39 protein-coding genes are annotated in these 23,957 nt (G+C 66.4%); 7 read left to right on the forward strand and 32 right to left on the reverse strand.

The window, feature by feature from the left end; all coding sequences use genetic code 11:
* Position 1: 1 nt before the first annotated feature.
* The 32 genes from ACFDS6_RS10130 to ACFDS6_RS10285 all read right to left on the reverse strand — a co-directional run bounded on the left by ACFDS6_RS10130 (position 2) and on the right by ACFDS6_RS10285 (position 20,622).
* On the reverse strand, positions 2-445 hold the full coding sequence (locus tag ACFDS6_RS10130; protein WP_375272043.1) for a hypothetical protein: 444 nt from the start codon (positions 443-445) through the stop codon (positions 2-4).
* Positions 442-2,235 (reverse strand): hypothetical protein, encoded by a 1,794-nt coding sequence (locus tag ACFDS6_RS10135; RefSeq protein WP_375272044.1) that lies wholly within the window; start codon positions 2,233-2,235, stop codon positions 442-444. The genes ACFDS6_RS10130 and ACFDS6_RS10135 overlap by 4 nt, the downstream gene beginning before the upstream one ends.
* A complete protein-coding gene (locus ACFDS6_RS10140) occupies positions 2,232-2,888 on the reverse strand; it encodes a hypothetical protein (RefSeq protein ID WP_375272045.1) in 657 nt (218 codons plus the stop codon). The genes ACFDS6_RS10135 and ACFDS6_RS10140 overlap by 4 nt, the downstream gene beginning before the upstream one ends.
* Positions 2,888-3,535 carry a hypothetical protein gene (locus ACFDS6_RS10145; RefSeq protein WP_375272046.1) on the reverse strand — a complete coding sequence of 216 codons (648 nt, stop codon included), beginning with the start codon at positions 3,533-3,535 and terminating at the stop codon, positions 2,888-2,890. Before ACFDS6_RS10145 ends, ACFDS6_RS10140 begins: the two co-directional genes overlap by 1 nt.
* A 96-nt stretch (positions 3,536-3,631) precedes the next feature.
* Positions 3,632-4,885, reverse strand: a complete 1,254-nt coding sequence (locus ACFDS6_RS10150; RefSeq protein WP_375272047.1) for an SGNH/GDSL hydrolase family protein — start codon at positions 4,883-4,885, stop codon at positions 3,632-3,634.
* Complete coding sequence (locus tag ACFDS6_RS10155) at positions 4,885-5,409, reverse strand: hypothetical protein (protein WP_375272048.1); 525 nt, start codon at positions 5,407-5,409, stop codon at positions 4,885-4,887. The genes ACFDS6_RS10150 and ACFDS6_RS10155 overlap by 1 nt, the downstream gene beginning before the upstream one ends.
* Positions 5,402-5,737 carry a hypothetical protein gene (locus ACFDS6_RS10160; protein WP_375272049.1) on the reverse strand — a complete coding sequence of 112 codons (336 nt, stop codon included), beginning with the start codon at positions 5,735-5,737 and terminating at the stop codon, positions 5,402-5,404. The genes ACFDS6_RS10155 and ACFDS6_RS10160 overlap by 8 nt, the downstream gene beginning before the upstream one ends.
* 48 nt (positions 5,738-5,785) lie before the next feature.
* Positions 5,786-6,181, reverse strand: coding sequence for a hypothetical protein (locus tag ACFDS6_RS10165; protein ID WP_375272050.1), 396 nt, complete (start codon positions 6,179-6,181; stop codon positions 5,786-5,788).
* An 11-nt stretch (positions 6,182-6,192) separates the two neighbouring features.
* Positions 6,193-6,618, reverse strand: coding sequence for a Bbp16 family capsid cement protein (locus ACFDS6_RS10170; protein WP_375272051.1), 426 nt, complete (start codon positions 6,616-6,618; stop codon positions 6,193-6,195).
* A gap of 26 nt (positions 6,619-6,644) precedes the next feature.
* Positions 6,645-7,670 (reverse strand): major capsid protein, encoded by a 1,026-nt coding sequence (locus ACFDS6_RS10175; protein WP_375272052.1) that lies wholly within the window; start codon positions 7,668-7,670, stop codon positions 6,645-6,647.
* A gap of 24 nt (positions 7,671-7,694) precedes the next feature.
* Positions 7,695-8,378, reverse strand: a complete 684-nt coding sequence (locus tag ACFDS6_RS10180; RefSeq protein WP_375272053.1) for a hypothetical protein — start codon at positions 8,376-8,378, stop codon at positions 7,695-7,697.
* 74 nt (positions 8,379-8,452) lie between these two features.
* Complete coding sequence (locus ACFDS6_RS10185) at positions 8,453-8,965, reverse strand: hypothetical protein (protein WP_375272054.1); 513 nt, start codon at positions 8,963-8,965, stop codon at positions 8,453-8,455.
* On the reverse strand, positions 8,940-9,269 hold the full coding sequence (locus ACFDS6_RS10190) for a hypothetical protein (RefSeq protein WP_375272055.1): 330 nt from the start codon (positions 9,267-9,269) through the stop codon (positions 8,940-8,942). Before ACFDS6_RS10190 ends, ACFDS6_RS10185 begins: the two co-directional genes overlap by 26 nt.
* On the reverse strand, positions 9,266-10,921 hold the full coding sequence (locus tag ACFDS6_RS10195; protein WP_375272057.1) for a portal protein: 1,656 nt from the start codon (positions 10,919-10,921) through the stop codon (positions 9,266-9,268). Before ACFDS6_RS10195 ends, ACFDS6_RS10190 begins: the two co-directional genes overlap by 4 nt.
* Complete coding sequence (locus ACFDS6_RS10200) at positions 10,918-11,115, reverse strand: hypothetical protein (protein WP_375272058.1); 198 nt, start codon at positions 11,113-11,115, stop codon at positions 10,918-10,920. Before ACFDS6_RS10200 ends, ACFDS6_RS10195 begins: the two co-directional genes overlap by 4 nt.
* A gap of 94 nt (positions 11,116-11,209) precedes the next feature.
* The gene (locus ACFDS6_RS10205) at positions 11,210-11,527 is read right to left on the reverse strand and encodes a hypothetical protein (RefSeq protein ID WP_375272059.1); all 318 of its coding nucleotides are present in this window, start codon (positions 11,525-11,527) and stop codon (positions 11,210-11,212) included.
* Complete coding sequence (locus tag ACFDS6_RS10210) at positions 11,514-11,654, reverse strand: hypothetical protein (RefSeq protein ID WP_375272060.1); 141 nt, start codon at positions 11,652-11,654, stop codon at positions 11,514-11,516. Before ACFDS6_RS10210 ends, ACFDS6_RS10205 begins: the two co-directional genes overlap by 14 nt.
* The gene (locus ACFDS6_RS10215; protein ID WP_375272061.1) at positions 11,638-13,137 is read right to left on the reverse strand and encodes a terminase; all 1,500 of its coding nucleotides are present in this window, start codon (positions 13,135-13,137) and stop codon (positions 11,638-11,640) included. Before ACFDS6_RS10215 ends, ACFDS6_RS10210 begins: the two co-directional genes overlap by 17 nt.
* Positions 13,121-13,576 carry a helix-turn-helix domain-containing protein gene (locus ACFDS6_RS10220; protein WP_375272062.1) on the reverse strand — a complete coding sequence of 152 codons (456 nt, stop codon included), beginning with the start codon at positions 13,574-13,576 and terminating at the stop codon, positions 13,121-13,123. The genes ACFDS6_RS10215 and ACFDS6_RS10220 overlap by 17 nt, the downstream gene beginning before the upstream one ends.
* Positions 13,573-13,938: a MarR family transcriptional regulator gene (locus ACFDS6_RS10225; RefSeq protein WP_375272063.1), complete on the reverse strand. Its 366-nt coding sequence runs from the start codon at positions 13,936-13,938 to the stop codon at positions 13,573-13,575. Before ACFDS6_RS10225 ends, ACFDS6_RS10220 begins: the two co-directional genes overlap by 4 nt.
* Positions 13,935-14,303, reverse strand: a complete 369-nt coding sequence (locus ACFDS6_RS10230; protein ID WP_375272064.1) for a hypothetical protein — start codon at positions 14,301-14,303, stop codon at positions 13,935-13,937. Before ACFDS6_RS10230 ends, ACFDS6_RS10225 begins: the two co-directional genes overlap by 4 nt.
* On the reverse strand, positions 14,296-14,436 hold the full coding sequence (locus tag ACFDS6_RS10235) for a hypothetical protein (RefSeq protein ID WP_375272065.1): 141 nt from the start codon (positions 14,434-14,436) through the stop codon (positions 14,296-14,298). Before ACFDS6_RS10235 ends, ACFDS6_RS10230 begins: the two co-directional genes overlap by 8 nt.
* Positions 14,437-14,737: 301 nt before the next feature.
* On the reverse strand, positions 14,738-15,931 hold the full coding sequence (locus ACFDS6_RS10240) for a VapE domain-containing protein (protein WP_375272066.1): 1,194 nt from the start codon (positions 15,929-15,931) through the stop codon (positions 14,738-14,740).
* A complete protein-coding gene (locus ACFDS6_RS10245; protein WP_375272067.1) occupies positions 15,921-16,250 on the reverse strand; it encodes a hypothetical protein in 330 nt (109 codons plus the stop codon). Before ACFDS6_RS10245 ends, ACFDS6_RS10240 begins: the two co-directional genes overlap by 11 nt.
* Positions 16,247-16,492 carry a hypothetical protein gene (locus ACFDS6_RS10250; protein WP_375272068.1) on the reverse strand — a complete coding sequence of 82 codons (246 nt, stop codon included), beginning with the start codon at positions 16,490-16,492 and terminating at the stop codon, positions 16,247-16,249. The genes ACFDS6_RS10245 and ACFDS6_RS10250 overlap by 4 nt, the downstream gene beginning before the upstream one ends.
* Positions 16,489-17,868: a DEAD/DEAH box helicase gene (locus ACFDS6_RS10255; RefSeq protein WP_375272069.1), complete on the reverse strand. Its 1,380-nt coding sequence runs from the start codon at positions 17,866-17,868 to the stop codon at positions 16,489-16,491. The genes ACFDS6_RS10250 and ACFDS6_RS10255 overlap by 4 nt, the downstream gene beginning before the upstream one ends.
* Positions 17,861-18,220 (reverse strand): hypothetical protein, encoded by a 360-nt coding sequence (locus ACFDS6_RS10260; RefSeq protein ID WP_375272070.1) that lies wholly within the window; start codon positions 18,218-18,220, stop codon positions 17,861-17,863. The genes ACFDS6_RS10255 and ACFDS6_RS10260 overlap by 8 nt, the downstream gene beginning before the upstream one ends.
* Positions 18,217-18,804: a hypothetical protein gene (locus ACFDS6_RS10265; RefSeq protein ID WP_375272071.1), complete on the reverse strand. Its 588-nt coding sequence runs from the start codon at positions 18,802-18,804 to the stop codon at positions 18,217-18,219. The genes ACFDS6_RS10260 and ACFDS6_RS10265 overlap by 4 nt, the downstream gene beginning before the upstream one ends.
* The gene (locus tag ACFDS6_RS10270; protein ID WP_375272072.1) at positions 18,801-19,223 is read right to left on the reverse strand and encodes a hypothetical protein; all 423 of its coding nucleotides are present in this window, start codon (positions 19,221-19,223) and stop codon (positions 18,801-18,803) included. The genes ACFDS6_RS10265 and ACFDS6_RS10270 overlap by 4 nt, the downstream gene beginning before the upstream one ends.
* Positions 19,216-19,410, reverse strand: a complete 195-nt coding sequence (locus ACFDS6_RS10275) for a hypothetical protein (protein WP_375272073.1) — start codon at positions 19,408-19,410, stop codon at positions 19,216-19,218. Before ACFDS6_RS10275 ends, ACFDS6_RS10270 begins: the two co-directional genes overlap by 8 nt.
* Positions 19,411-19,918: 508 nt before the next feature.
* The gene (locus ACFDS6_RS10280; protein ID WP_375272074.1) at positions 19,919-20,404 is read right to left on the reverse strand and encodes a GIY-YIG nuclease family protein; all 486 of its coding nucleotides are present in this window, start codon (positions 20,402-20,404) and stop codon (positions 19,919-19,921) included.
* Positions 20,401-20,622, reverse strand: coding sequence for a helix-turn-helix domain-containing protein (locus ACFDS6_RS10285; RefSeq protein ID WP_375272075.1), 222 nt, complete (start codon positions 20,620-20,622; stop codon positions 20,401-20,403). Before ACFDS6_RS10285 ends, ACFDS6_RS10280 begins: the two co-directional genes overlap by 4 nt.
* A 24-nt stretch (positions 20,623-20,646) precedes the next feature.
* Here ACFDS6_RS10285 and ACFDS6_RS10290 point away from each other — a divergent pair, with 24 nt between their 5' ends.
* The 7 genes from ACFDS6_RS10290 to ACFDS6_RS10320 all read left to right on the forward strand — a co-directional run bounded on the left by ACFDS6_RS10290 (position 20,647) and on the right by ACFDS6_RS10320 (position 23,956).
* Positions 20,647-21,036: a helix-turn-helix domain-containing protein gene (locus tag ACFDS6_RS10290; RefSeq protein WP_375272091.1), complete on the forward strand. Its 390-nt coding sequence runs from the start codon at positions 20,647-20,649 to the stop codon at positions 21,034-21,036.
* Positions 21,037-21,150: 114 nt separating this feature from the next.
* Positions 21,151-21,945, forward strand: a complete 795-nt coding sequence (locus tag ACFDS6_RS10295; protein WP_375272076.1) for a hypothetical protein — start codon at positions 21,151-21,153, stop codon at positions 21,943-21,945.
* A complete protein-coding gene (locus tag ACFDS6_RS10300) occupies positions 21,942-22,121 on the forward strand; it encodes a hypothetical protein (RefSeq protein WP_375272077.1) in 180 nt (59 codons plus the stop codon). Before ACFDS6_RS10295 ends, ACFDS6_RS10300 begins: the two co-directional genes overlap by 4 nt.
* Positions 22,121-22,372 (forward strand): hypothetical protein, encoded by a 252-nt coding sequence (locus ACFDS6_RS10305; protein WP_375272078.1) that lies wholly within the window; start codon positions 22,121-22,123, stop codon positions 22,370-22,372. Before ACFDS6_RS10300 ends, ACFDS6_RS10305 begins: the two co-directional genes overlap by 1 nt.
* Entirely contained in the window at positions 22,369-22,671 is a 303-nt protein-coding gene (locus tag ACFDS6_RS10310; RefSeq protein WP_375272079.1) for a hypothetical protein, read from the forward strand. The genes ACFDS6_RS10305 and ACFDS6_RS10310 overlap by 4 nt, the downstream gene beginning before the upstream one ends.
* Positions 22,668-22,832: a hypothetical protein gene (locus ACFDS6_RS10315; RefSeq protein ID WP_375272080.1), complete on the forward strand. Its 165-nt coding sequence runs from the start codon at positions 22,668-22,670 to the stop codon at positions 22,830-22,832. The genes ACFDS6_RS10310 and ACFDS6_RS10315 overlap by 4 nt, the downstream gene beginning before the upstream one ends.
* Positions 22,829-23,956, forward strand: coding sequence for a hypothetical protein (locus tag ACFDS6_RS10320; RefSeq protein WP_375272082.1), 1,128 nt, complete (start codon positions 22,829-22,831; stop codon positions 23,954-23,956). The genes ACFDS6_RS10315 and ACFDS6_RS10320 overlap by 4 nt, the downstream gene beginning before the upstream one ends.
* Position 23,957 lies beyond the last annotated feature (1 nt).

Raw genomic sequence — 23,957 nt, forward strand, 5'->3', positions numbered from 1 at the left:
CCTAGCGCTCCATCTCGAATCGCAGAAACGCCATACCGCCGATCATCGTGCCGCCCTCGACCGTGAAGCCCCACCGTCGCAAGACGCGGATGGCGCGGGCGTTATCGGCTCCGACTACGCCCACTAGCCGGCGCATTGAATCAGCGAGGTGGTCCAGCAGCGGCGAGCCAAGGCGCAGCATGTCGCGGCCATGCCGGTACGCCTCGTCGGTCGCGAGCATCCACGGCGCGCCCAGCCCCTCCACCGCCGACCTCACTTCCATGCCCATCATCGCCTCGGGCCTGCCGTCGATCAGAGCGGTGACGGCAATCGACGACGCCGCCAGCGACCGTCGCAGCGCTGTCTTCGGATCGCAACCGAATGCCGCGCACTCGGCGCGGTCGTGCGCCCGCATCCTGACAGCGATCGGCCCGACGTGCGCGCGCGACGCGGGGACCAGCCTCATCCCGTAACGGTTGGGTCGAGCAGGATGCCGGTGATCGTCGCGGGCAGCGGGTACGGCATCTTCAGCACCGCCACGGACTGCTCCGCCGCGACCGGCGCGCTGTCGAGCGTGTAGTCGCCGTTCATCAGCCGGTTCGGAGAGCCGTAGCTCTCGTTGCCGCGCGGCTTGATCTCGAACAGGTTCTTCTCGTTCGCGCCCGCCAGCACACCGCGCGTGTCGACGCACCGGATCACGATCTCGCCGACGTGCTGCTTCTTGCCGATGTTCGTGCCGTCCGCGCCGATCGACAGCGGCAGCGTCTCGATCAGCGCCGTGTACGGCAGCCCGATCGTCACCAGCAGCCCCGGCGTCGGCAGCGTCAGCCGCCCGCCCTGCACGACCATGTTCTCGATCACCGACCCGTCAACCAGCGCGATCACCGTGCGGCCTTCCAGGTGTTCCAGCCCCAGGATCAGCGTGGTCGGCTCGTCGAACTGGTAGGTCTTGCCGCTGTCGACGAAGCACGCCTCCCCGATCGTCGCCCAGCGTGCGGACGCCATGCGCTCGATGTAGAGCTTCCGCACGCCCCCGATCATGCGCCAGACCGTCAGGTACAGCCGATCCTCGCCGTTTTCCGAGATCGAACACACGCTATCGACCTCGCCGTCCGTCTCGCACAGCGTCCAGCCCCAGACCTGCTGCTCCTGCTCCCAGGTGAAGCACAGCAGTTTGCCGTCGTTGCGCACCGCCCAGATCAGCGAATTCGGCTCCTGCGCGTAGGCCCACGACTTGATCGTGAACCCGTCGAAGAAGTGCGGCGAGAAGATCGACACGTCGTCCGACTTGAAGCCGTCCGCCTCGAACGAGTAGTTGAGCGCGCGCACCGCATTGCCGGTGCTCGGGCGGTAGAACACCACGTTGTCGACGATCAGCGGGTTGAGACGCGACGATCCGCGCCCGATCTGCCGACGTGCGTTGATCTGGGTCGGCGTCAGCGCGTCGCTGCCCGAGCCCGAGATGTTGAAGATCGCGTCGGTGGTCAGCGCCAGCAGCGACGACAGCGACACGAGCTGGTTCACTGCATTGACCCGGCCGGACACGATCGCGAGCGACAACGCGTCGCTGTCCTTCAGCGGTGACGCCGCGTCGTGGTTCTCGTAGTTGGCCTGCCCCGATTTCGACCCGAACACCGCGTTCGGCGCGTTGCGCGTGCGCGCCCACATCAGTCGCTGCTCGAAGAACGCTACCGTCGACGGCCAGTCGCCCGCCGCGGCGAACGGGTTGCTGCCCTGCGGCGGGCCGCGCGTCAGGTCCGGGCCGATGTTGTCGTCGGTAAAGCTGGTGCCGCGCGTCGTGCCGACGTAGCCGTAGTTGAGCTGGTTGTCGGCGCGGTACACCTGGTACGCGGTCGCGCCCTCCACAGCCGCCCAAGTGAGCGAGTTGTAGTTGCGCTTCAGCGTCAGGTCGTTCGACACGGTCGAGCCGTCCGATGCGCGGCTTTCCTGCCCGGTCGCCTCGTTCAGCGCGGTGACGGCGTAGGTCGCCGGCTGCGGAAAGAATGCGGCGCCGTCGTTCTCGTCGTCGGTGTTCGGCGTGGTGGCGGAGGCGGTGACGCCGGTCGGCGCGCTGATCGTCGGGCCGAACGTGATGCCGACGAACCGCCAATCGGTGTGCCCGTAGCGCAGCAGCTTGGTCGGCGCGTGGTCGAGGTGCGCCAGGTACATCGTGTCGGCCGACTGCTCGTAATCGACCTCGTCCAGCTCGACGCCGTTGTAGGGCGAGCCGACGCGGTAGAAGCGGGCCATGCTCATGGCAGCACGTAGTTCGGGTTGCGGACCCCACCGCCCCCCCCACCGCCGCCACCGGTCGAGGGTGGCGTCGGTGTTGGTGTGGGCGGATTGACCGGCGGAGGTGTCGGCGTCGGCGCTGGCGGCGCGGTGTTGGTCACTCCGCCGGCGTCGCCGGTGAACGGTTGAAACCCGCGGCTGTCTATGTCGACCACCACCGTGCCGCTGTCCGGCACCGCGACCACCTTGCCCGATCGCCCGTTGATCTCGACCATCCCCGCCACGTCGCGGAAATAGGCGATGTCACCGACCGCATAGCCGTGGAACGCCGAACGCACCGTCGTCGTCTGCCCGCGGTCGATGCTGGTGATCGTCAGCGCCTGCTCAAGCAGCATGCCGCCATTCGCGGCCGGGCGCATGTACCCCTGCCCCATCTCCAGCGCATAGGCCTGCTCGATCGAGAACTGGAACGGGATCAGCCGCACCGGCTTGCTGGCGTCCAGCACCTCCGACACGAACCGCGTGCCCATCCGCTTCGACAGCCCGCCGTACTTGCGCACGAACACGTTGCGCCCGCGCCGTACCCCCGCCTGGTACGACGCGACATCGGTGCGCGCGACCAGCTCGGGCCCCAGCTCGCCCTTGCTGAAGTTCGGGAGCGCCGCGCGGAATGCCATCAGCGCGCCCAGCCCATGCCGTAGAAGTCGCCGCCATCGCGCACGGCCTGCACGCGGTTGATCCACATGTCGTTCGCGGGCTGGCGGTTCAGATCGTCCGCCATCGCGCGCTGTTTCGCCGCCTCGGCCTGCTTGATCAGATCGCCCTTCATCTCGCGGCTTTTCTTGATCGGCATGACGATGCGGCTGGCGAGCTCGAACGCAAACGCGTCAACGAAGCGCGCGGGGAAGGTCGCGGCGTTCACGTCGGTCGTCGTGTAGGCCAGCACGGCGTCGGTCGACTGCGCGTAGATCAGGTTGTTCTCGATCGCGTAGGTGACGCCGGGCAAATCGTCGTCGAGCCACCAGCCGATGGTTGCGCCCAGCCCGGTGATCGTCGCGGCGGACATGACCTTGAGCGGCTTGGCGACGTCGATCGGCAGCGCATAGGCTGCGGCCCATTCAGCCGGGCGATCGTTGATCGAGATTGGCAACGTGGCGCGGCGCGTCGCGAACCCCCAAGGGTGCGCCTCCAGCATCGAACGCAGGCTCTGCTCGTAGTAGCGGCCGCATTCGCGCGCGCCCAGCGATTCCTCGTTCAGCGACTCGATCGGCTCCGCGACGATCTCGGCGAGCGCCTGGTTGCAGATGCTGATCTGGTCCGCCATGCCCGCGGGGGTACGGGCATGGCGGAGCGGGTTGAATCAGGCTGAGGCAATACCGCTCATCTCTGCTCTCCTACACCTGAGACGTGGGGGTGATGGTCACGCCGGGTGATACTGCGCCGCGTGATGCACGACCAAGCTGTCGCCTTGGAAGGCGACCGTGAGCTGCGACGACCCTGCGTCCTCGGTCATCATCTCCACCGGCAGCCAGTAGATGCCTGGTGCCATCGAAAAGCGCGGGGTCGCGGCGGCAAGGCTGCTGTTGCCCGAGCCGAAGCTGGCGTCCTGCTGCCTGCTGCCACTCATGTACAGCTTCATGTACAAGCCGATGGATTGGACCGGTTGGCCCGCCAGCACCTCCACCACGGCGCTCGCGCGCAGCAGCTTTCCGGCTTGGACGCCGCCATCGGTGCGGTAGATCTGGCTGTTCGCGCCAGTCGAGGTGATGCCCTGACTCTGCCCCCTGATGAGCGGGCCGGGATTGTCACGGGTGAAGCCGGTCGCAGCATTGAGCGTCCAGCCCGACGCCAGATTGTTCGTCGGGTTCTGGAGCAGCGGGTTGGTGGTCAGCACCCCGCCGGTCGGCATAAGCAAGCGACGGGTTGAAGTAGGCGGCTTAATCGCTGCTGCTACAAGCGATGCGATGTACCAGTGATAAGCCTCGCTTGGATGCACATAGTCGGGGGTGCAGGTGGCGTCGTAATTCCCCGTCGCGCGTTCCACTGCTGCCGTATGGGCGTCGACGAAAGCATAGCCATTGTCAGCGCACAACTTAGACAGCATCAAGTTAATTTGCGCCTGATACTGCCGGTTTTCGGCATTGCCTTGAGTTGTCCCGTTACCACGCGGGGTGTCGGCGATGATAACAATTCGTTTGCGCGCGGCAACTGAGGGCGCAAGTAAGATAAGTATCTTATTGTAGATCACAAGATAATTTGACGCCGTTGGAAAATCGTTGGCACAAAGATTACCGAAGATAACAACATGAGCCGCCGACGCCGCTGCTGACGTGTGGAAATCAGCGTTGATCATCTGCTGGATGGTGTAACCCGGATTGGCGAACGCCCAGTTTGCCGCCTCGCGACGTATCATTTGCAACCCAGGTTCAATACAAGGGATGTAGCTAGTCCAGCCGACCTTTGTTGCTTCGGTCGTGCCGCTCGCAATGCTATTGCCAACAGCAGTGTATAGCGTCGGCAGAGCGACCGCCGCGCGTGCCGCAGGATCAGGTGCCGTGACACCTGCTGCACCGAAGTAAGCCGCCAAATCAGCAGCCGAGAAATCCACACGCTGCCCACTCTGCATGCCGACGATGCGCTCGGTACCGTTGAACGGGGTCGTGTAGTCGGCCATCAGACGTCGCTCCTGGCAATGGCGATCACGGACACAGCAGCGCCCGCTGCGGTCCCGCCGAAAACGTTGAACCCGGTCAGGGATGAGGCCATCGCGTTCAGTGTCGTGATGACGCCCGAGAGCAGCGAGGCGACGCTCAGTTGTGACTGCGACGGCAGCGGCTGCGAGCGGTAGCCCTTCACCACGCAGCCGGTGTACGCGCCGTCGGTCAGTACGAACGACTGCACCACCATAACGAGCGGCTGGCTGGTGTTCGCGTCGATCTCGGTCATCACTACGCCGGGCTTGTTCTTGAACGAGCGCGTGAACGTGACGATCGCGGTGGCGTCTGCGCCCAGCGTTGCCAGCGTGGTGCTGGTCAGGCGCGGGTGCTGGTGCCCTTCCTGCGCGTACTTGGCGGTGTTGCTGCCCGCCGAGCCAGCCACGGCCTCAGATGACGGCGTGACCGTCGACGGGCGCGGCATCGACTTGTCGATCAGCGCCTGAATTTCGCCTACGCCAATGCCGGGCGCCGTCTCAGGCATAATAGCTCACGTTCGCGATTGCGCCGGCCGCGGCAGCGATCAGCTTCAGCGCGGCGGGCGAGGCGCCATCATAGCGCAGTTCGCCGCCCGAGGGGATCAGCATGCCAACGGTCGCGCTCGGGTCGTTGCCGTCGTCACGCCAGCGCAGCGCCTGCGCCTCGGCCTGGATGACGGTGCGCCGCACACCCGCGGGCGGCGACGGCAGCGTGAACACGGACGATGTGGCGGTGACCTGGCGATAGCCGGCGGGGGTGAACGAGCCGCCGATGATGGCACCGGTTTCGTCGATCGGCTGATATGCCGGAAGCCGTCCGTTGTTCTGCGCCATCTCTCACCCCTTCGATGAGGGCGCGGGGACCGGAGCCCCCGCTATCCGTTACTTGTGGCGCTTCGCGGCGGGCGCGGGCGCCTCGCCACCCTGCGGCACCACCGCCACGCTCGCGCTGTCGGCGTCGTTCTCCGCCGGTGCCACGAAAGCGCCGGTGGTCTGGGTCGTGGCAGGCGGCAGCGCCTGGGGCGCCGTCGGGCTCGGACCGGTCGGAGCGATGGCGGCGACCTCGTATGCGATCGGTTCATCACCGCCTCCCTTGCCGACCTTGACCAGATTGGGCGTGAGCTCGACCGGCTCCTTGGGTGCATCGACCGCCGGTTCCGCCTTCGCGCCGACCTTGGCGCCGAGCTCCGCCTCGTCGACCTCGACCTCGTAGCCGATCGGGCGCAAGCACCCGTTGATGAACGACTCCTCGGTGAGCCGTACCTTGACCTTCGCCATCGTGATCCTCCTCAGTAGCCGGTGTTGGCCGGCGCGTTGTTCGGGTACGGCGAGTCGTGCACGATGCTCGCCGAGAACGCGCCGGCGGTGAACGTGCCGGTCGACGTCACGCGCAGGAACACGTAGCGCTGGGTGTTCTGCGGGATGTGAATATCCCACAGCGGCACGCCGGCCTTGGCGTTCGCCGCCACGGTCGTGGGGCTGGTCGCCAGCACCGTCGAGCCCGAGCCGTCCGGGTTGGGCGACTGCTCGTAGGTGAACTTGACGTCGGTGCCGCCCACGAAGTCGGTGTCCGCGCTCACGACGAGGCGCAGCGGCTCGCCGCGCCCGATGTTGCGGTTCGCGACGAGCGTGTCGTACACGTTCTGCGTGATGGTCGTCGCCGCGGCCGTGACCGCCTGGGCCTGCGCGAAACGGGTCTGTGCGTCGGTGATCATACCTGTATCCTTTCCGTTTCGAGGCGTCAGATGACGCGGGCTTCGGCGACGTTCATCGCGTCGAGGCGTTTCACCTCGACCTCGCCGAACGCCATGACCTTCTGGCCGGCGCTGTCTTCCATCGACAGGAAGGTGTTCTTCGTGTCGTTGAGCTGGCGCCGGAAGAACTGGCGGATGATGCGCGGCATGTAGAACTTGGGGTTGACGCCCGCGGTGTCCTGGATCGTCTCGACCGCCTGGATCATCAGGTCCTGGAGGTACGCGCCGGTCGCGTGGTTCACGGTCAGCGCCGAGACGTCGATATTCGCGATGCGGACCACGTAGCGCCAGTCCTCGACGACCAGGCCGGTGTTCCACTCCCAGTGGTCCATGTAGCCCATGTACGGGTTGCCGCTCGCGTCGCGCAGCACCATCGCCGCGGGCGTGCCGGGGATCTGCGTGCCGCTCGGGCTGGTGGCGTCCTCGTGCTGAAGCCCGCCCATCGTGCCCTTGGGATAGATGCCGTAGACCTTGCCCTCGCCCCAGCCGACGAGCAGGATCGAGCGCAGGTTGGAGCCGGTGCCGCCCGCGTCGATCACCTGACCGCCGGTGACGCCCGACTTGGAGTTGTACCGCGGCATGAAGCCGGTGAACTCCTTCTGGTTGGCGAGCGTGTTGCCGTAGACCAGCGACTTCGTCATCTGCTGGTTCATGCCCTCCATGTGCGGGCGGGCCTCCTTGAGGCGATAGGCGTCGACGTTGCCCGACAGCATCGCGAGCTTGCGATCGACCTGGCTGAAGTCCTCGAGCTGCGCGCACGGCTCGTCGAACTGCGTCGCGGTCGACTTGGTGAGCGGCACGCCCTCGTTCAGCGCGCGGTAGTTGGGCTGCGGGAGCGTCGAGCGTATCGTCACGCTGTGACCGGTCGGCAGATTGCTCTCGTAGAAGGGCATGTCCGCCAAGATCGGGTTGGTCTTGTTCAGGACCTCCGCGATATCCGCCTGCGACCCGTCCGGGTTGAGGTTACCAAGCACGTCCACCAGCGTGGGGACGGCAACGCCGAGAACTGCCATAGTCGTTTCCTCCGTTTGTCGTCGCTACGCCGAGCGCGAACCGTAATATTTCTCTTCGCGCGACTGCGGCTGACGCGCGCTGGACGAGACGAAATCCGCGTCCTCGCCGATCGACTTGCCGATCTTCGCGAACATGCGGATCATCTCGGGGTGATTGCCGAGCCCGCTGTCGTTCAGCAGCGCGCGGAAGGGGGAGCCAGCGGGCGCACCGAGCCGGTCGAGTGCCTTGGCCGACGCTGCGATCGACGCGTCCCAGTTGGCACCGCCGATCTCCGGGTCCGCCTTGGCCTCTGCGGCCCACGCGGCGCGCTGCTCGGTGATCTGCGTCGTCTGCTGTGCCTGATAGCGCTCGGCGAGCTTGGGCAGGATCTGGCCGTAAGCATCGGTCAGCTTCTGCGCCTGCTCGTTGGTCAGGTTGAGGTCGCGCAGCACCGGCTCGGCGATCGCCAGCGCGTCGGTGTCGAGCGTCATGCCCTCGGGCGCCTTCAGGTCGTATGCCTCGGGCGCGCCGGCGGGCTCGGCAGGAGCTTCCGGCTCGGCGGGATCGGTCGCGGGCGCGTCGCCGCCCAGGATCGTCGCGTCGGGCGCGGGATCAGCCGGTGCCGGATCGGTTGCCGGTGCGGGATCGGCAGGCGACGCGTCGGGCGTCGGATCGGCCGGCGCGGGATCAGCAGCCGGCGTCGCGTCATGCCCGTCCGGCGCACGCATGAACCGACCACGCGCACGCTCGGCAGCCGTCATCATGAAAGTGTTCAGCAGACGGGAGCGATGACGGATCATGCTCAACCAACCTGCTTGTAGGCGGCTTCGAACACGCCGGCCGGCGACCACGAAACGTAGCCGTCATAGCCTTCGACGATCGGCTGCACCTTGTCGGTGTACTGGACCATGTAGCCGGCATCGTCCGGATTCTCGTCCGCGGGCACGGTCCAGCCGCGCAGGTCACACCATGCTTTGCGCGTCATCGGCTTAGCGTCGACGATCTTGGTGCCGATAAAGCGGTCCATGTCGGCGGGCTTGGCGACCACGGGGTTCGGGATCGCGTCATCGCTTGTGAGACGCGCCGGCTGCGCCACCGCCCGGACCGCACGCATGAACGCGTCCTCGCCATGGGTCTGCGCGAGCGACACGTGCCGCTGGTCAATCCCCGACGTGCCACGCAGCTTGTCGATGAACCCGTTGAACCGTGCCTCAATTTCCTTGGCCTCGTTCATCAGCGCGACCTCGGCGGGCGACAACTCGCGATAGCCTGCAATCTTGCGGTGCTGGTTATCCATCGTCCCGATCTCCGTCATCGTATCGCGATCGCCGAGATCGCACCGTTTCCGAGATCGCCGTTTGCCCCTCTTCGCGAAGCACTTGAATCAGCAGATCCGAGAAAGGCCCGGCGGGGTTGTCGGTCGACACGCCGCGCGCCGCATCGTGCAGGATCGTCAGCGCCAGGTCACGCCGCCCCTCGCCTACCCAGCGCTGCCCGTCGGTGCCGGTGGTGGTCGCCGCGTGCAGGCCCGACGCGGCGACGACGCGTCCCAGGAAACGCAGGAACTCCGGCTGCGCGGCCAGCTTCTCCATGTCCGCCTGTTCGGATTTGTCGCTCATGCCGGCATCATCTGCGCGAGCAGGTTCTGCCCGCCTCCCGTGTCAGCCTCCGACAGCAGCCGCGCGGCGTCGGCGCCCTGCTGGACCGCCGGCATCATCGCTGCGGTCTTCTCGGCGTTCTGTGCCTGCGCGCGCGCGTCGCGAATTGCTTTCACGTCGTCGGCGCTGCGGATCATCTTCTTCGGCGTGCCGGCGCGATCGGCGTAGTCGTCGATCATCGCGTCGACGTCGAGCTTGTCGACCGCTTCCGGGAACACGGCCGCGAGGTTGCCGACAAAGCCCGCGGTGCGCTCGATCTGGCCGATGCCGATCATGCGCTGCATCTGGGTCAGGATCGACACAAAATTGATCTTCAGATCGACGTTGTGCAGCGATTCCGGCGCGGGCGGCAGCATCTGGCCGCGCGACATGATGCCGAACACGCGGTCGATCGCGATTTCCAGCTTCTCGTTGTTCACGCGCTCGATCACCGGGCCGAGCTGCGTCAGCTTCTCCTCGTTGCGCGACGCGATCTCCTCGACCGTGCGCGGCTGGACGCCCGGCATGTTGGTGATGGCGTTGAACAGGTCGGCGTAGGTCGCCTGGTCGATCGACACCTTGCAACGCTCGATGTCGTCCGCGATGGCAGCGACCGCCTGATACGGCACCTGGTAAGGCACCAGCACCTTGTCCTTGTCGATGCTCGCCGCGTAAACGACGCTGCCGGGCTGGTTGCGCAGCTTCATGGTCGACGGCAGCACCTTTTCGGGCCGGATCAGCCAGTCGATCGCCTCGCCCTTGCGCTTGCTCTGCAGCTGGAGCTCGCGCAGGTCGGGCAATGCGTCCTGCCCCGGCGATGAGCCCCACACGTCCGAGCCGGTGGTGTCCCAGCGCGGCGCCCAGAACGGCTGCTCCTCGTAACCGGACTCGCGCAGCGTCGTCTTAACGCTGCTGTCCGTCTCCCACCACACCGAGCGGAACGCCTTGCCCGACGCGTCCAGCCTGCCCTCGACGCGCGTGTCGTTCGGCTCGATCGCATGCATGACCTCGACGATCGCCTCGTAGTTCGACGCGTCGTAGAGGTTGCGGACGGTGGTGGAGACGCGGGTGCCGAACGTGTCGACCGCCTGCTTCACCGTCATCGGCACGCGGCGGTACAGCGTGTCGGGCATCAGCGAGCGGCCGCACGCGATCCAGTATTCGCCGAAGGTCAGCGCGTGACAGACGATGCCCTGTCGCTCGTCCTCGACCATCACGCAGGCCTCGGTGCCGAACAGCCCCATTTCCTGGTAGCCGGTCTTCACCGCGCCGTAGAAGTTCGACGAGGCGAGGAAGCTGTACATCCGCTTCTCGACCTCTTGCAGCCACGCTTTCGCGTCCTCGTCCTGCATCAGGTCGGCGTCGTAGGTGCCGAGCGCGAACCACGGACGCGACGACGACGACAGGCCCGACGTCATGCCGCCCGTCAGCGTGCGGAAGGCGCGGCTGCCGTGGCTGTCGAGCACGGTCGGGCCCTTGCGCCGGCCCTGGTTTGTCGCGGTGGTCAGGAACCGCGTGCGCGCGGGTGCAGCGAGGCGCGCGATTTCGGCACATTCGGCGTCGCGCGGCGTGCGCATCGCCTTCAGACCGGCCAGCCGCTTCTCGCAACGCTCCCGCAGCGTCGGGGTCGTCATCCCAGCGCCGCCTTGGTGCCGGCACCCGACACGGACGGCATGCCGATCGCGCCGTTGTTGCTGGTCAGGACGGTCGCCATCAGTGCGCGGCGACGGGCGGCTGCCTGGGTGTCGGTGTTGGTCGCGCTACCGCCGTCGGGAAGCTTCGCCGCCTGCCGCTCGGGCACGGTCGGCATCTCCGGTGTTCCGCCCATGCACATTGTCGTCAGACCTCCGCTTGTAGGCGGGGTACGACGTGGTGGAAGGGCGTTGAATCAGCGGAAGATTACTGCTTGTCGCTGAGCAGCCCTACAGAACTACCGGCGCACCGATGGTTGCAGAGCCAGCGCGGATTGCAGCAGGCACATCGTCTTCGTCCAGGAGGTATCCTTCGCGCTGATACCACGCGGCTATTTCGCCACGGATTTCAGTTTCAGCATTCGCACGGTAGGCGCGCAGCTTCGCGAAATCCTCTTGGTATTGCTTGTCGACCTCGCCCTGCCTGATTGCGTAAGCACCGTTCATGTAACCGGCATCGTAGATGTACCCCGCGACGATCTCGCGCTCCTCCTGCGTCGGTACGATTTGCTCAGCGTCTGCCATCATCGCCTCCTCAATACCGCTCATAGTCCCACTTCGACGCCATCCGCGCCAGCTCATCGTCGATCGCACGGTCCATCTGCTCCTTGCGCAATTCCTCGGCCGTCTTCGGCCGCTCGACAGGCACCCGCCGCGGATCAGGCGTAGCGTTCATAGTCACCGCCCCCATCGTACACGTCCGGGTTGAGATACCCCGGCACCTCACGCGGCATCACGGGCTCGGCGAAGGTGCAGGCGAGCGCGTCGGCATCGTCTGGCGACTTCAGCCCGCGCGCCTTCATGTGCTCCTTCTTCTCAAGCTGGATCGCCTGCTCGGCATTGAACCCGTATTCCGGTCCGACCAGGTCGTCGGCGAGTTCCTGATCGTCCGGGATGCATGCGCCGGGCAGCCACGCCTTGACGCTCGACCACATCTCCGCGCGCTTGTTGGCGGTGCGGATCTGCATGCCGTTGGCGAGCACCACGTCCCTGCCCTTCCCGCCGAACCACACCTCTACCACCAGCGTGTCGGGCAGCAACTGGCGCACGCGGTCGACCACAGCCGCGCCGATGTTGCCCGCGTCGATGAAGATCGCGTCCGGGTGCCACTGCCGCGCCTGGAGCACGATGTCGCCGGCCAGCGTCATCGCGTCGACGCCGTGCCAGCGCTTCCACGGCCGCGATCGCGCGTCGCGACCGCACCGGATGGCGAGCGTCGAGTGGTCGTCGCCGAACCGCGCGCAGTCGACGCCAAAGATCACCGGATCGGACAGCAGCGTATGCTCCAGCGGGCGGTAGCGCGCCGCCTCCACCACGTCGCTGCCGATGAACTGCATGGACGACGCCGACGGGAACATGCCGCGGACACGTACCTTCACGATGTCGCTGTCCTCGCCATAGGTCTGCACCAGCTCGTCGAGATAGGCCTTGTTCGTGCCCTCCACCGTGCGGCTGTCGATCTGGCGCGTCTTCCACAGGTTGCGCAGCCGACCGAACGTCTCGCGGAACTTGCCCGTGTTCTTCGTCGGGTTGCCGAACGCGATCCAGATGATCTCGGTGTTCTCGTCGGTCAGCGCGCCGAGCGTCACCTCCCACACCTTGTCGTCAATGCCCGAGGCCTCGTCGTAGATCACGATGATGCGCTTGCCGAGGTTGTGCAGGCCGGCGAACGCCTCGGTGTTCTCCTTCGACCAGGTGACCGCGTCGAGCCGCCAGGACTTGTCGTGACCAGGACTGGTGGACGCGAGCGCGGACGCCGTGACCTTGAACCAGTCCGCGGTGATCGACAGGCGCCGCCACTTCGCGATCTCGGGCATGGTCTTCGTGCGCAACTGCGGCTCGGTGTTCGCGGTCAGGACGATCTTGCAATCCTCGCAGGTGTCGATGCCCCAACCCGCCAGCATGCCGATCAGTGCCGACTTCCCGATGCCGTGCCCAGACGCCACAGAGACGCGGCAGGGCGTGTGCCGGGTCGCTGGGTTGCTCAGGTGATCCCGGATGTCGCGCATGACGTCCGCCTGCCACGTGCGGGGGCCGTTGACCCCCTGTAGCTCGCCCTCGCCCCACGGGTAGGCGTAGAGCGAGTGCGCGAGCGGGTCGTGCGTGAAGCTGGCGATGTCGTCGATCAGCTCCAACTCGGGATCAGGTTTCGTCGGCATTGCCCGCCTCGGCAGCCCGGCGCCGGCGCTCGGCCAGCAGCGCGGCGCGATCGGTCACATCGACCGCCACCTCGGTCTTGTCACGCCACTCAGCCGGCTTGCGGTTCTTCAGCCAGAAGATGGCCGCAGTATCGGAGGGAGGTACATGCTCAACGCACGGCGTCTCAGTCACGCAGCCCTCGAACGCATGGTATTTCACCGAGTCGAAGCTGTAGCCGACCGCTTTGCGATACAGCGATTGCACCACGCGCTCGTCCGCCGCATCCTTGCCAACTTTTAGGGCCTCCGAAAATTCCGGCTGGGTGTGCTTCCACAGGTACAGCGTGCTCTCCGCCACGTCGAAGAACTCGGCAGCCTCACGGTCGGTAGCGCCGAGCGCGGCCAGCTTGCGCGCCTGCTCGACGAACTCGGGCTTGAACGATGTCGGGCGACCACTCATGCCATCACCATACGCTGCGCCCGCGGCTTGTGAATCTGCCGCGTGCCCCTCGCCCGATGCGGGATCGTCTCGCCAGACGCCGCGGTGCGCTCGCCGGTCGCCACGATCTCCACCACGCGCGATTTCTGAAACCGCCAGACCCGGATCAGCCCGCGCGCCTCCAGGTTCTGCACGATGTACACCGTGCCGGTCAGGCTCATCCCCGTGATGTCGCACAGGTCGTCCGCAGTCGGACAGCGTTCACCACGTCGAGCGGCGCGGAACAGCGCGCGGTAGACGATCCCCCGAGCTTCCTTGGTCGCGCGGCGGTGCGTTGCGACGAGGTCGTCGAGGTATGCGGGGAGGGTCGCTTTCGCCGTCATAGCAACACCTGCTGATCGCGCGCGACTTTCAGCGCAGCGCGGATAGACCGGCGCCAAGCATCTCGCGACCGCGGCGTTTCCCACGCATGCTCAACCATGTGTGCACCATCCCACTGCCAGCCCATCTCGGCTGCTGCAGCACGCGCCATTACCTCGACAAGGTCGCGCTCCTCCGTGTCGCTCTCGACATTCCGCAGCGTCCAGTCACCGCGCTCGGCCTCGATGCCAGCAGGGTCGTAGAACACGCAGTGCTGCACCAGACCATGCGACCACAGAACATGTCCGCGCTCGTTCCGCGTCGTCGGCACAACCGCGCCACTCACGTGCACAGCCTCGATCGGCCGCGTCAGATCCACCTCACCCACGCCCCGTCTCCTCCATGTAGAATTTCGCCCAGTCAGCCCGGATGCCGTACTTCGCCGCTGCAGCTATCGGATCGGTGCCGACCTCGCCCTTGAGCGCCGCGATGAGGAAGTCGGTGAGGGGGAAGCGGGTCATGCCGCTGCCGCTTTGTCCGGGGTGTCCACAGGTTGGGTGTCCACACCCTCACCCTGAAACCGTTCGCGGTCTGAAACGGGGGTCGTAAGCCCCATTCCACCGCTTTTCCCTTTATTTACAACATAAGGTGTGGACAGTGTGGACAGGGTAGAGAACGCCGCAGAAAACTGCGGAATTTGGTGTCCACACCCTGGCGTGGACATGCCGTGGACACGGGCGTGGACGCAGGTCCGAACCGGCCGTGGAGTGTCCACACGGTCCGTCGATTGTCCACGCGTTCGGGTGGTTGGTGTGGACACCGTCACGATGGCAGCCGCCACACGCGCGCGCTCTTACGCGATCCGTCTGCCTGGCGCTCCTTACCCCACGCCTGATCCCATCCGAGATCGGTCATGATCTCGGCTATGCGCTCCTTGGCGCGTTGATCGAGACGGTCGAGCGGCATCTTGATCGCTTCAACCAGCAACTGCGTCGAGGTGTATGTGAACCCGGGCGTGAGGTGCGCCGCGATCGTCTCTTCCCAAGCATCGCGCTGCATGCGGGCGTCCTGCTCACCGACTGCGAGCGCGTTTTCCTCATCGGTCAACCACCACTGCTCGCCGTCGCGGTATCGCACCAGCGCCTCGGCCCACAGCAGGTCGCGCTTGCGCTCGATCTTGGCGAGGTCGATCGCGGTGCATGCGACCGGCCAGAAACGGCGGTTCCCGGTACGGTCGGTAAGATAGCCTTGCCCGGCCTTCGGGTTGACCGACGCGGCGAGCACGCACTGACGCGGATATTCGACCGTGTGCCGCCCGTATGACGGCCGCGTCTTGTCGATCTGCATCGTGATGATCGCCTTGACCATCTCGACGTCCGCCTTGCGCAGCGCGGATAGCTCGGCGAACTCCACCACCCACTTGCCCGCGATCTGTTCGACAAAGCGTTTGTGGTCGCGCAGCTCGTTGACCATCTCGGTGAAGAACTGCGCGCCGAACAGCGTGCGCAGGGCGGTGGATTTCTTGAGTCCTTGCGGACCCTCCAGCACCAGCATCGTGTCCATCTTGCAGCCGGGCTGGTAGACGCGCGCGACTGCGCCGATCATCCACCGTGCGCCGATCGCGCGCTCGTATGCCGTGTCGCGCGTGCCGAACAGAATCGGCAGGAACCGGTCGAGCCGGTTGATGCCGTCCCACTTAAGGTTGTCGAGATACTGCCGCACCGGGTGATACGCGTGGTCGAACGCGAGGCGCGCGACCGCGGCGGGGATGTCGGTCTTGTTCGGCTGGAACCCGGCCTTCTCGACCAAGATTTGAATGTCGACGTAATCGGCGTCGCGCAGCGGCTCTCCCTTCCATTCGACGATGCCCGCTAGCTCGTTGAACCGGATCGTCGCGCCGAGCCCTGGAAGGTTCTGCAGGTACAGCATCAGGTTGTAGAGCGTCTTCCGCTCGCCCTTCGCGCCTACCTGGAGACGTCCCCGCCAAGCGTTGAGCTGTATCGCCTCAGCTGCCACGGATGATCTCCAGCGTGTGCGCGACCGCGTCGTCACCGGTGCCATCGGTGGAGCGTGCGAGGATGTAGATGCCGCCGGCGCTGGTCAGAGCGTCGGCGAAATTGCGTTGCAGCGGGCGCCACGCGTCGCGGCCAACCTTGGCCTCGATGCCGAACATGCGGCCGGCGGGGCGCGCGGCGAGCAGGATGTCGCTGGAACCGGGCAGGCCGTAGCGGACGAGCCGCCCGTCGACCTTCAGCGCGCCGGTGTTGTTCGGCCAAGCGAGGCCAAGCGGCGAAACTGCCAGCAGCAGCCGATTGACGAGATCGGCGTGGGTCACCGCTCAGCCTCGTGCACGACGATACCGTCACGCGAGACGTCGACGCGGATCACGCGCGCAGGCCGCTGGAGCGCGCCGACAAGGAGCCAGACCGTCACCGCCGCGGTCAGCGACAGGTCGAAACCGTCGCCGCGCGGGGCGTCACGCCAGAACGGCACATCGAGCGCGCCTGACAGGGCGAGGCCAAAGAACCATGCGGCGCCGGCAGCCCACCAGCGGGCGATGCGTAGATCGCGCGTCACGCCCGAGCCCGCCATTCTTGGCGCTGACGCATAATGTGCCCTGCCCAAGCGACCGGATGCTTGTACCGCCGCTGCCGCCCGAGCTCGATCAGGTCCTCCAGCGTCCGCGCCGACTTCAGCTCGTGCCGCTTGCGCGCGCGGATCGCGTCGAGGTCCACCACCTCCAGCTCGCCATCGACCTGCTCGACCTCCCGCGACTGCACCGCGTAGGTGTGACCGCAGCCGGGGCATTGCGGCGCCGGCTGGTGGACGCGGAAGCACGTCGGGCACTGCTTGACCGGCACCTCTGTCTTCGCGCCGCGCTTCTTCTTCGGCCGATCCTCCAGCGTCCATTCGCGCTCGTCGTCAGGCAGCCCGTGGCGCATCGCGTTGCCGGCATGGTCGAGGATGATCGCATGAGGCTTGCCCGCGGCGGGACGCAGCGCGCGGCCGATCTGCTGTAGATGAAGCGACAGCGACTGCGTCGGGCGCAGCAGGATCACCGCCTCAACCGCCGGCACGTCGAAGCCCTCGCCGAACAGGTCGGCATTGGTCAGCACCTGGATCGCGCCGGTCGTGAAGTCGGCGACGATCGCGTCGCGCGCGCCGCTGTCCATGCTGCCGTCGACGTGCGCGGCCGGGATGCCCGCCGCTTGGAACTGCTCGGCGATGTGGCGGCTGTGCTCGATCGACACCGCGAAGGCGATTGCGCGCTTGCCATCGGCCAGCTTGCGGTAGTGCGAAACCGCGTCGCCGACGATCGACGGCTTGTCCATCACCTTGGCGAGCTCGTCGCGCTTGAAGTCGCCGCCCTGGCTGGCGACACCGGTGATGTCGGTCGAGGACGGCGCGTAGAGCCGGTAATCGCACAGCGCGCCGCGCTCCATCAGGTCGGCGACCGACGGGCCCTGAACCATGCTCTCGAACCAGGTGCCGAGCCCGCGACCGTCGAGCCGCCACGGCGTCGCGGTAAGGCCGACTATCTGCGCGCGCGGGCACGCCTCGAAGATTGCCTGATACTGCGCGGCGCCCATGTGGTGGCACTCATCGAAGATGATCAGGTCGGGCGGGGGCAGCTTGCCGAGCCGGCGCGCGAGCGTCTGCACCGAGCCGACCTGCACCATCGCGTCGACGTCAGAGATCGAGCCGCCCATGACGAGGCTGTGCGGGATCTCCATCGACCAGAACGTGCGACTGGCCTGCAGGATGATCTCGCGGCGATGGACCACCCACCAGCAGCGCCGCCCACGCGCGGCCGCGGTCTTGACCATGTAGGCGGACGTGACGGTCTTGCCGCCACCGGTGGCGAGCTGGACGAGGACGGTGCGGTCCATGCCCTTGAACTGGGCGCGGATGCCGGCGATCAGCGCCTGCTGGTAGTCGCGAAGCTCAATCACGATGACACCTCTCGATCGAGCGGGCGGCGAGCATGGTGAGGTTGAGCGCCGTCACCAGACTGCTCAGCTTGCGAAATGTGAGCGGTGCGTAGACCGCCTCTGCCGCCAGGCTGGACACCTGCATCAAGAGTATCGCAGCGCTATGGCTGGCGTGCGCGATGCCCTTGCTGGCCTGGTCACGCAGCACCGCCAGCTCCAGACGCGCCGCCATCGTCATCTCGTCTTGGTTCGGACAGTGCATCGAGATCGTCGCGCGGTATGCGCGTGCCAGTTTCTCCCCGCGCGCCTCGCGTAATGACGCGGGCGGGCTGGAAGCGCACTGCTCGCGCTGGATGCGAGCGGGCGCGTTCACAGGTACGCCACCACGCCACCGAGCGTCATCGCGTGCTCGGCCGACCGCCGCGGCTTGACCTCGACCAGCGCAGCGCCCGCGTTCAGGCGTTCCATCTGCCGCTCGAGCGGCGACATCGCAGCGAGCCGCGCGCGCTCGTCGGACTTCACCTGTGCCAGGATTGCGGCCTTCGCCTCCGGGGCCGACATGTTGCCACTGCGGCAGAGCGCCCGGTATTCGTCGCGATACGCCTCGGGAATGTCGCGCAGCACGGTCGCCGACCGGGCCGCACCAGCGCGCGCGCGAACCTCGGGCGCCAGCGTCTTCGCCCGCACGTCGGCGCGCGTCAGCACGTTCTCGGCCAGCCAGCGGCCATGCGCGCGGCGCTGTTCGCGCTCGGCATCGGAGAGGTTGCGGTTCCGCTCGGCGCAGCGCTGCGCGTAGCCCGCCTTGACGGCGGGGTCGGCGTGATGCGCCTTCACCGCGGCGATCTGCTTCGCGCGCGTTGACGGGTCGGCGTTGTTCCGCTTGGCGACGCAGGACCGGCACAGGCCGGAGCGGTTGCGGTCACCGAGCGTGGCGGAACAGGTGCTGCAGGTGGTCACGCCCGCCCCCGCATCGCAACGACCTTGCCGTCGAGCGCCACGCGCTCGCAGTCGCTGATCTCGCGCCCACCGGGGCTGTCAGGCCGATGCGCCTCGCCCTTGGTGGCGAGGAAGTCGCGGCACTGGCGCTCGATCTCGTCGTGATCCAGCCCTTCGTCCGCGCGGACGATCTGGAAGCCGTCCGGCAGCAGCAGCGACAGCAGGTCGACGGGCAGCGCCTTGGTGGTCAGCAGCGTGTAGATCGCGGCGCCGGGGATCACGGCGGGCTGGCGGTCGCGCTCGCCCGGGAAGTACGAGACGACCGTCGCGTACGGAATCTTGCTGTCGAGCGACACCGCCTTCAGGCTGATGCCGCGATCGTCCATCTGGCGACGGATCAGCAGCTGGCGGTCGCGAACGATCGTATTAGCGTCACGCATGATGATGCGGCTCCGAAACGATAGCTGATGAGTAATGGAAGCGACCACCCACCTGCGACTGACGCGCCGAGCGGCCGGGGAAGAGTGCGCGCGCGGCGAGCAGGGCGGCGCCGAGCAGGGTGAGCAGCGGGGAGAGGGTGAGGTCGTCGATGCCCTCGTCGTCGGCGAAGTCGGTGAGGTGGGTCATCTCTCAGCGCTCCGCCCGGTGCCGACGCACGGCGCGCACCACGTCGCAGGTGAAGCCGACCGCGAGCAGGAGCAGGAAAGCCGCCGCGACGGCGATGGCGAGGATCAGCGGGGCGGTCATGCAGACAGCCCTTCCGGGGAGACGCTTGCGGCATTCCCCCGTCCGGCTACGGTGTTGGAGCGACCAATCACCGGAGCATGCAATGGACATGGAGCAGCAGTGGGCTGCGGCGATCCGCCAAGCAGTTCAGACCATCGGGCAAGAGGTCGTTCTGCCGAACGCTCGCGCCTCAGTGTACCTAGCGCTGCAAGAAGCTGTTCTGGCGATGCACCACGCACCGCATTCGCCAGCAAATCTTCTAGCCGCAGAACTTGGAGGTCTCGCGCGTGAAGCCGTTCGAGCAGATCAAGAATTGCAGAACCGGATGCGGTTTGGCTACTCGCCGCGATCCGCTGGTCGATCCACGCCACCTGCTCCGCAGTGAACGGCGGTTCCTTGTGGCAGGCCATCAGGCGGCTGCCTGCGCGTCGGCGCGGGCGGTCCACGGCTCGATCGTTTCGAGCGTGGCGATCTGCTCGTCACTCAGGTCGGCGATCAGCGGATGACGCCAACCAGTTTTCCGAAAGATGTGGATCGCGAGCGACCGCGACGGAATTTGCCGACCCGAAAGGATCATGCTTGCGTAGGCTTTGCTGATCGGCACCGCCGCGCACAGGTCCTTGACCGGCGTTACGCGAACCTTGGCTTTCGGCTCGTCAAGAGATGCCATCCACGTGACGATTTCAGCCGTTTGCATGAACCACTCACCACGAACGGCGAAGGCTGCGAACCGGCGATGCAAAGCCTTCTCGCTTGCAACGTCGCCCTCCGTAACACGCTCAAGCGTGAGCGCGACTGGGCTGTCAGACTGCAATTTGCTGAAACGACCGCGCGGATTGTCGGAAAAGCCGATCTTCACCAGCCCGAGCGAAGGTGCTGTGATGCAGTAGATCATGCCGCTGCCTGCGTATCGACGCCAGAGACAGGCGGCAGGCCAAAGAAATCGTTCGGTGTGACGGCGCCATCGGTGGCGGTCGCAATCGCCCCCATCAGCTTGGGTGACGGCCTGTGACCGCGCCGCACGCGATTGATGGTGGACTGATCCACGCCCACCTTCGCGGCGAAACTCGCCTCGGTAAGCGCCTGCGAAGCGAGGTAGCTGTCGAGTGTCATTCAAGGAATATGCGTGTGGTGCATATGCGTGTCAAGCATGAGTATGCATCGCCGACACTGGCGCGGCATATGCGCGCGGCGCATTGCGAGCGCATGGAAAAGAAGGCCCGCCGTAAGACCTATCTACGCGAATGGCGTAAGGTGAAGCCCGGCCGCACGCTCGAAGCTGTGGCGGAAGAGCTGCATATTTCGCAGCCTCAGCTCGGCAGGATCGAGCGCGGCGATCAGCCTTACAACCAGGACCTGCTTGAAGCGCTGGCGGCGCTGTACGGATGCAGTCCCGCAGACCTGCTCATGCGAGATCCAAGCGACCCCGAAGGCATGTGGTCGATCTGGGATCAAGCGAAGCCAGGCCAGCGTCAGCAGATCGCGGAAGTCGCCCGCACGCTCACGCGCACCGGCACCGAAGGATGACCTCGCCAGAATAATGCATGTAGCGCATATTACCCGTTGACAGGGTTATGCGCCACACGCATATTGCTCCCTCACACCGGCTCGCACCCCGCGGCCCGGCGATGGGAGCGAGACATGGCATCTGCCGCAACCGTTCGGATCGCAGACGACGTAGCTGACGTCCTCCGCCGATCCACAATCTCTGGTGTCGAGTTGAGGCTGCCCGAGGGCCAGCTTCCTCGTCCGCTGTATGCAGCCACCGACAAGGCTTTGCAGGCGCTTGGCGGTAAGTGGAACACCAAACGGCGCGCGCATCTATTCCCGGTTGATCCGTCGGAGAAGGTGGCTGCGGCGATCTCGTCTGGAGCCGCAATCGACGATGCGCTGACTCGTAAAAAGAGGCTGCAACTGTTCGAGACGCCCGCCGCGTTGGCGGCGCAGATCGTCGCCATGCTGGGTGTCACCGATAACGACATCTGCCTTGAGCCCAGCGCCGGACGAGGCCGCATCGTCGCCGCGCTTGCCGAGGCCGGAGCCAACCACATCATTGCGGTCGAGATCGATGGCGATAACGGCTCTGACCTGATCGCACAGGGCATAGCCAACGACATCTTGGTCGTCGACTTTCTCGATCAGCGTCCGGCTGTTCTGCGCGCGACTGCGATCGCGATGAATCCGCCGTTCACCCGCAATCAGGATGTGCGGCACGTTCGCCACGCCTATGACTGTCTCGCTGACGGCGGACGCATGGTGGCGATTACCAGCGCACATGGCTTCATCGGCACTGAGCGTGAAGCGCAGGACTGGCGCGACTGGCTTGCGCAGGTCGGTGCAGAGGTGACGACGATCCCGGCGGGGGCCTTCAAGGAGAGCGGCACTGCGATCGAGACACGTTGCGTGTTTATCCGCAAGCCGGCAGCCGCAGCATGATCCGCCAGACCTTCCCCGAGGCGCGCGCCCACAACCCGCTGACCGGCACGCGCGCGCATGAGCCGCTGAGCAGCCAGACCTGCGCCGAGCTGTCCGCGGGCATGTACCCCGGGTCGCCCGACCACCAGGCCCGCGCCGACAAGGCGATGCTGGCGATGTTCGGGGGTGCGCGCTGATGGCCGGCTGGATGCGTCCATATGCCAACGCGCTGGAGAGCTTCGACCCGTGGCAGGGTGTGCCCGCGCCGGAAACCGACTTCTTCGAGCTGGAGCGCTACTGGAACGACCCTGCATACCGGGATCAGCTCGACCGGGAGACGGCGCAGAACCGCGCGCTCGCTAACGCTGCGATCGACCGCGGCATGGCTGCCTCGCGTGCGCGCCAGGCTGCGCGGTGGGCTGCTGAGGAAGCGGAGGGGCGAGCATGAGCGGGCACACTCCGGGGCCTTGGGCCGTATCGAAAAAGAAGCAGCGTCGCGTGACGGCGAACGGCATTCAGATTTGCAACGCCATTCTGCGCAATCAGGGTGGGCCGAAGGCCAAGACGCACATGAAGGATGAGCATGAGGCGGAGGCCAATGCCTGCCTGATCGCCGCCGCGCCTGACCTGCTCGCCGCGCTGGACGCCCTTCGCAATCACCTGTCCGGCGCACCAAAGCCGACCACGCTGCTGGCGCTGCTGGCGAACGCCGACCTCGCCATCGCCAAAGCGCGAGGTGAAGCATGACCCGCCCGCGCTTGCTCCCCGACGACCGCGCAACGCCGGTCCTCCCCATGCTCGACAGCCTCAACCGGGATCGGATGCGGCGGATTGTCGATGCAGTCGTCTGCGCGGCCATGTTCGGCGCAGCCTTCATCTCTCTCGTCCTGATGGGAGCCTTCCTGTGAGCACCGCCGTAGCAGAACTGCCCCTGACCGGGCGCACCGACATTGCCACCCAGGTCCAGCACGAGCCCGCCATTGTGCTGCTCGACGCTGGCAAGCGTGACGACCTGTTCGACCATATTCAGCGCGAGATCGACGCGTTCGAGCCGGACCTGACCACTGTCAAGGGTCGCGACGCGATCAAGGCGCTGGCGTACAAGATCACCCGCACCAAGACCGCGATCGACGCGGCTGGCAAGCAGCTGAACGAGGACGCGCGCGCCAAGATCAACGTCGTCGATGCGGCGCGGCGTGTGGCGCGTGACCGGCTGGACCAGCTTGCCGAGGACGTGCGCCGCCCGTTGACCGCCTGGGAGGAGGCCGAGAAGGCGCGCGTTGCCGAATGTGAGGCGACAATTGCGCAGATCGTCTCTGCCGGAACTGTCACGCTGGACGACACCGCCGCTACGGTTCGCGAGCGCGGCGCCTCCATATGGCAGACCGAAATCGACGCGGATCGGTTCGGCGGGTTGTTCGAGAAGGCCACCAGCGCCAAGGATCACACCGTCAGCCTGTTGAAAACGGCGCTGGCCCGACTGACACAGGAAGAGACTGATCGCGCCGAGCTGGAGAAGCTGCGCGCAGAGGCTGCGGAGCGCGCCGAACGTGAGCGCCAGGAGCGTGTCGCTCGCGAAGAGCAGGAACGCGCAGAGGCTGAAGCGAAAGCCGCTGAGGAGCGTCGCGTAGCCGCCGAGAAAGCCGAGGCTGATCGTCTGGCGCGGATCGAGCGTGAAGCTACCGAGCGCGCGCAGCGTGAAGCCGAGGCTGCCGCGCGCGCTGAGCAGGAACGCCGCGATCGGGAGCACGCCCAGCAGCTTGCCGCCGAACGTCGCCGTGCCGAGGAAGCCGAGCAGACTGCGCAGGCAGAGCGCGACCGGATCGCTGCCGACGAGGCCGCGCGTCGGAAGCAGGCCGAGCAGGAAGCTGCCGCGCAGGCAAAGCGCGATGCCGATCAGCAGCACCGCACCAGCGTGAAGACCGCCGCCAAGCAGGCGCTCATCACCTGCGGCGCCGATGAGGACACCGCGCGCAAGATCGTGGTGGCCATTCTTGCCGGTGAAATCCCCAACGTCACGCTGAGGTTCTGAC

This window comes from Sphingomonas sp. (genome assembly GCF_042095875.1).
Lineage (GTDB): Bacteria > Pseudomonadota > Alphaproteobacteria > Sphingomonadales > Sphingomonadaceae > Sphingomonas.

What these genes read in the sequence shown, in the direction of transcription:
- ACFDS6_RS10295 (WP_375272076.1), top strand. Translation starts at nt 21,151, where the DNA reads ATGGCATCTGCCGCAACCGTTCGGATCGCAGACGACGTAGCTGACGTC.
- ACFDS6_RS10210 (WP_375272060.1), bottom strand. Translation starts at nt 11,654, where the DNA reads ATGAACGCTACGCCTGATCCGCGGCGGGTGCCTGTCGAGCGGCCGAAG.
- ACFDS6_RS10285 (WP_375272075.1), bottom strand. Translation starts at nt 20,622, where the DNA reads ATGACACTCGACAGCTACCTCGCTTCGCAGGCGCTTACCGAGGCGAGT.
- ACFDS6_RS10185 (WP_375272054.1), bottom strand. Translation starts at nt 8,965, where the DNA reads ATGACGGAGATCGGGACGATGGATAACCAGCACCGCAAGATTGCAGGC.
- ACFDS6_RS10150 (WP_375272047.1), bottom strand. Translation starts at nt 4,885, where the DNA reads ATGGCCGACTACACGACCCCGTTCAACGGTACCGAGCGCATCGTCGGC.
- ACFDS6_RS10275 (WP_375272073.1), bottom strand. Translation starts at nt 19,410, where the DNA reads ATGACCCACCTCACCGACTTCGCCGACGACGAGGGCATCGACGACCTC.
- ACFDS6_RS10215 (WP_375272061.1), bottom strand. Translation starts at nt 13,137, where the DNA reads ATGCCGACGAAACCTGATCCCGAGTTGGAGCTGATCGACGACATCGCC.
- ACFDS6_RS10130 (WP_375272043.1), bottom strand. Translation starts at nt 445, where the DNA reads ATGAGGCTGGTCCCCGCGTCGCGCGCGCACGTCGGGCCGATCGCTGTC.
- ACFDS6_RS10200 (WP_375272058.1), bottom strand. Translation starts at nt 11,115, where the DNA reads ATGGGCGGAACACCGGAGATGCCGACCGTGCCCGAGCGGCAGGCGGCG.
- ACFDS6_RS10270 (WP_375272072.1), bottom strand. Translation starts at nt 19,223, where the DNA reads ATGCGTGACGCTAATACGATCGTTCGCGACCGCCAGCTGCTGATCCGT.
- ACFDS6_RS10225 (WP_375272063.1), bottom strand. Translation starts at nt 13,938, where the DNA reads ATGACGGCGAAAGCGACCCTCCCCGCATACCTCGACGACCTCGTCGCA.
- ACFDS6_RS10205 (WP_375272059.1), bottom strand. Translation starts at nt 11,527, where the DNA reads ATGAGCGGTATTGAGGAGGCGATGATGGCAGACGCTGAGCAAATCGTA.
- ACFDS6_RS10175 (WP_375272052.1), bottom strand. Translation starts at nt 7,670, where the DNA reads ATGGCAGTTCTCGGCGTTGCCGTCCCCACGCTGGTGGACGTGCTTGGT.
- ACFDS6_RS10300 (WP_375272077.1), top strand. Translation starts at nt 21,942, where the DNA reads ATGATCCGCCAGACCTTCCCCGAGGCGCGCGCCCACAACCCGCTGACC.
- ACFDS6_RS10195 (WP_375272057.1), bottom strand. Translation starts at nt 10,921, where the DNA reads ATGACGACCCCGACGCTGCGGGAGCGTTGCGAGAAGCGGCTGGCCGGT.
- ACFDS6_RS10135 (WP_375272044.1), bottom strand. Translation starts at nt 2,235, where the DNA reads ATGAGCATGGCCCGCTTCTACCGCGTCGGCTCGCCCTACAACGGCGTC.
- ACFDS6_RS10310 (WP_375272079.1), top strand. Translation starts at nt 22,369, where the DNA reads ATGAGCGGGCACACTCCGGGGCCTTGGGCCGTATCGAAAAAGAAGCAG.
- ACFDS6_RS10290 (WP_375272091.1), top strand. Translation starts at nt 20,647, where the DNA reads ATGCGTGTCAAGCATGAGTATGCATCGCCGACACTGGCGCGGCATATG.
- ACFDS6_RS10165 (WP_375272050.1), bottom strand. Translation starts at nt 6,181, where the DNA reads ATGGCGAAGGTCAAGGTACGGCTCACCGAGGAGTCGTTCATCAACGGG.
- ACFDS6_RS10145 (WP_375272046.1), bottom strand. Translation starts at nt 3,535, where the DNA reads ATGGCGGACCAGATCAGCATCTGCAACCAGGCGCTCGCCGAGATCGTC.
- ACFDS6_RS10140 (WP_375272045.1), bottom strand. Translation starts at nt 2,888, where the DNA reads ATGGCATTCCGCGCGGCGCTCCCGAACTTCAGCAAGGGCGAGCTGGGG.
- ACFDS6_RS10220 (WP_375272062.1), bottom strand. Translation starts at nt 13,576, where the DNA reads ATGAGTGGTCGCCCGACATCGTTCAAGCCCGAGTTCGTCGAGCAGGCG.
- ACFDS6_RS10280 (WP_375272074.1), bottom strand. Translation starts at nt 20,404, where the DNA reads ATGATCTACTGCATCACAGCACCTTCGCTCGGGCTGGTGAAGATCGGC.
- ACFDS6_RS10155 (WP_375272048.1), bottom strand. Translation starts at nt 5,409, where the DNA reads ATGCCTGAGACGGCGCCCGGCATTGGCGTAGGCGAAATTCAGGCGCTG.
- ACFDS6_RS10170 (WP_375272051.1), bottom strand. Translation starts at nt 6,618, where the DNA reads ATGATCACCGACGCACAGACCCGTTTCGCGCAGGCCCAGGCGGTCACG.
- ACFDS6_RS10180 (WP_375272053.1), bottom strand. Translation starts at nt 8,378, where the DNA reads ATGCGTGCGCCGGACGGGCATGACGCGACGCCGGCTGCTGATCCCGCG.
- ACFDS6_RS10190 (WP_375272055.1), bottom strand. Translation starts at nt 9,269, where the DNA reads ATGAGCGACAAATCCGAACAGGCGGACATGGAGAAGCTGGCCGCGCAG.
- ACFDS6_RS10160 (WP_375272049.1), bottom strand. Translation starts at nt 5,737, where the DNA reads ATGGCGCAGAACAACGGACGGCTTCCGGCATATCAGCCGATCGACGAA.
- ACFDS6_RS10315 (WP_375272080.1), top strand. Translation starts at nt 22,668, where the DNA reads ATGACCCGCCCGCGCTTGCTCCCCGACGACCGCGCAACGCCGGTCCTC.
- ACFDS6_RS10235 (WP_375272065.1), bottom strand. Translation starts at nt 14,436, where the DNA reads ATGACCCGCTTCCCCCTCACCGACTTCCTCATCGCGGCGCTCAAGGGC.
- ACFDS6_RS10305 (WP_375272078.1), top strand. Translation starts at nt 22,121, where the DNA reads ATGGCCGGCTGGATGCGTCCATATGCCAACGCGCTGGAGAGCTTCGAC.